Genomic DNA, 2,912 nt, shown 5'->3' on the forward strand with positions numbered 1-2,912 from the left:
CGGGATTCTTCAGTCGCGCATGAACGCGGTGCCGGGGAAAGCGCGGCGCACGCTCCTTCAGAATGACGCCCCGGCGCCGAGGTGGGCGGCAGGATACCCGCGGGGCGGAGGTGTCCCGCGGGCAGCGCGGGCAGCGTAACCGGACATCAGCCGCACCTGGCTTCCTCACCCGCCTCGGACTTCGAGTGTCATTCTGAGGGAGGCGCCGCGCCGCACCGTCCGTCACGCCGGACTCTGGCGCCGACCGAAGAATCCCGCGCCACCGCATCCGATGCACGCCCGGTTGCGCGCCGCGCTCGGGCGTAGCGGGTGCCGCGGGAAGAGGCTGGAGCACGCCACGCCGGTCTGCGGAGCCGCGGATGCTTCGGTCCGGGATTCTTCAGTCGCGCATGAATGCGGTGCCGGGGAAAGTGCCGCGCACGCTCCTTCAGAATGACGCCCCGGCGCCGAGGTGGGCGGCAGGATACCCGCGGGGCGGAGGTGCCGCAGCGGGACGGTCCGTCCCATCGCGAGGCCCGGCAACAAACACGAACGGCGGCCCGCACGCGCGAGCCGCCGTTCATCCATCTACACCAAACCCGGCTCAGGCCAGGCGCTCGGCCAGGAACGCGGGGATCTGGTCCTGCGAAATGCGGGACTGCTCCATGGTGTCGCGGTCGCGGATGGTCACGGTGCCCTGCTCCATCGTCTCGCCATCCACCGTGATGCAGAACGGCGTGCCCGCCTCGTCCTGGCGGCGGTAGCGGCGGCCGATGGCGCCCGCCTCGTCGTAGAAGCTCGGAATGCCGCGGCGGCGTAGATCTTCGTGAATCTGCGTGGCACGATCGGGCATGCCGTCCTTCTTGACCAGCGGAAACACGCCGCACTTGAGCGGGGCCAGCGACGGCTTGATGCTCAGCACCACGCGCGTCTCGCCCTCCACCTCGTCTTCGCGGTACGCGTTGGCCAGCACCGCCAGCGTGGCGCGGTCGGCGCCCACGGAGGTCTCGATGATGTACGGAATGTACCGCTCGCCCGCCGCGGGATCGATGTACTCCAGGCGCTTGCCGCTGTACTCCTGGTGGCGCTTGAGGTCAAAGTCCGTGCGGTTGTGGATGCCCTCGATCTCGCCCCACCCGCCGTCGCCGATGGTGCCGCCGAAGTAGAACTCCACGTCGCCCGCCGCGCTGGCGTAGTGCGCCAGCTTTTCGTGCGGGTGGTAGCGCAGGCGGTCCGGCGACAGGCCCAGCACGTCGGTGTGCCACTTGAACCGCGCCTCGCGCCACTCCTCGAACAGCGCCTCGTCCGAGCCGGGCTTGCAGAAGAACTGCATTTCCATCTGCTCGAACTCGCGCGTGCGGAACGTGAAGTTGCCGGGCGTGATCTCGTTGCGGAACGCCTTGCCGATCTGCGCGATGCCGAACGGAATCTTCTGCCGCGCGCTCTGCTGCACGTTCAGAAAGTTCACGTAGATGCCCTGCGCCGTTTCCGGCCGCAGGTACACCACGTTCGCGGAGTCCTCAGCGGGCCCCATGAACGTCTTGAACATCAGGTTGAAGGAGCGCGGCTCCGTCCACTCGCCCGTCTTGCCGCAGCTGGGGCAGCGCGCGGCCGACATCTCCGCCGCGCCGGTTTCGGCCAGCAGGATGTCCACGCGAAAGCGGCGGTGGCAGTTGCGGCACTCCACCAGCGGGTCGGTGAAGTTCTCCACGTGCCCGCTGGCCTCCCACACCTTGGGGTGCATGAGGATGGCGGCATCGAGCCCTTCGATGTCGTCACGCTCGTGCACCATGGCGCGCCACCACGCGTCCTTCACGTTGCGCTTGAGCTCCACGCCCAGCGGGCCGTAGTCCCACACGGAACCGGTTCCGCCGTAGATCTCGGACGATTGAAAGACGTACCCCCGCCGCTTGGAGAGGGATACGAGCTTTTCCATCAGGTCGTTGTCCGCCATGCCGTTGCCCAGAGCCGATCCGCAGTGTGGCTGCCTAGAAAAAGAGGCGGGGATGATAGCGGTTGATGCCGTGTGCCGCAAACCACACCTCCGTGCTTCTTCTGCCGATGCGGACGAACGCAACCCCACCTCGCGCGGAGGACGCGGGAGGCGCGAGGTCGCGGGGAGTACGGGGCGGGCGGACGGGACTGCAGCAGACCCGGGATTCCACCGCGCGCGCGTCGTTCGATGGAAATTCCGCGGCATGGCTCCCCGGAACCGCTCGGATCAGGACAGAAGACCAGAAAGGAGGCACAGGGATTGCGGCACCGGAATCGGACACAATCTGTCCAACGCCGCGCCCGCGGCGACACGGGACGGCGCTCGCCGGACCGCACCCTCACCCCCGCCCGGAGGTTCATCATGAAGAAGCTCGCGCTCAAGCCCGAACTGCTGGCCGTGGAGTCCTTTCCCGTTTCCGACGCCGCCGGGCAGGGCGGAACGGTGGTGGGCAACGAGATGGGCACCGTGGGCATCAGCTGCGCGCCCACCTGCCCGGGCCAGCTCACCTGCGGCCCGGTCGACTGCTGATCCGCGGGTCCGCCCCGCCGGAGCCTCCGGCGGGGCGGAGTTCTTCCGCTCCACCCCTCTCGATCCGTACAGAAAGAACACCCGCGGATCCGGAGATGAATCATCTTCAGCGAGGCGTGAGCTTTACTCGCCGCTCGATGCCGATGCGCTCCAGGAACTCGGCGTCGTGGCTCACCACGAGCAGGGCGCCGTCGTAGCCGCGCAGCACCTCTTCAAGCGCCTCCAGGCTGTCGAGGTCCAGGTGGTTGGTGGGTTCGTCCAGCAGCAGCAGGCGCGGCGGCTGCCAGCCGTTGAGCGCGCACGCCAGCGCCGCGCGCAGCCGCTGCCCGCCGCTGAGTGAGCCCGCGGCCTGGTGAACGGCCTCGCCCTCGAACAGAAAGCGGGCGAGCGCGTGCCGGGCCGCCGACTC

Annotated in this window: 3 protein-coding genes; 1 reads left to right on the forward strand and 2 read right to left on the reverse strand. The window is 68.7% G+C overall.

Features of this window, described 5'->3' with window-relative positions; all coding sequences use genetic code 11:
* Positions 1 to 583 precede the first annotated feature (583 nt).
* Positions 584 to 1,933 carry a glycine--tRNA ligase gene (locus VF665_RS23215; RefSeq protein WP_331055865.1) on the reverse strand — a complete coding sequence of 450 codons (1,350 nt, stop codon included), beginning with the start codon at positions 1,931 to 1,933 and terminating at the stop codon, positions 584 to 586.
* Between the two features lie 402 nt (positions 1,934 to 2,335).
* On the opposite strand from VF665_RS23215, the gene VF665_RS23220 reads away from it, so the two are divergent.
* Positions 2,336 to 2,503 carry a hypothetical protein gene (locus tag VF665_RS23220; RefSeq protein WP_331055866.1) on the forward strand — a complete coding sequence of 56 codons (168 nt, stop codon included), beginning with the start codon at positions 2,336 to 2,338 and terminating at the stop codon, positions 2,501 to 2,503.
* A gap of 106 nt (positions 2,504 to 2,609) precedes the next feature.
* Here VF665_RS23220 and VF665_RS23225 read toward each other — a convergent pair.
* The coding region (locus VF665_RS23225) for an ATP-binding cassette domain-containing protein (RefSeq protein WP_331055867.1) at positions 2,610 to 2,912 on the reverse strand (303 nt) is incomplete at its 5' end.

Source organism: Longimicrobium sp., assembly GCF_036387355.1.
In the GTDB taxonomy this organism is placed as follows: Bacteria; Gemmatimonadota; Gemmatimonadetes; order Longimicrobiales; family Longimicrobiaceae; genus Longimicrobium.

Excerpts from the sequence above, each read along its gene's own strand:
- VF665_RS23215 (WP_331055865.1), bottom strand. The coding sequence starts at position 1,933 with ATGGCGGACAACGACCTGATGGAAAAGCTCGTATCCCTCTCCAAGCGG.
- VF665_RS23220 (WP_331055866.1), top strand. The coding sequence starts at position 2,336 with ATGAAGAAGCTCGCGCTCAAGCCCGAACTGCTGGCCGTGGAGTCCTTT.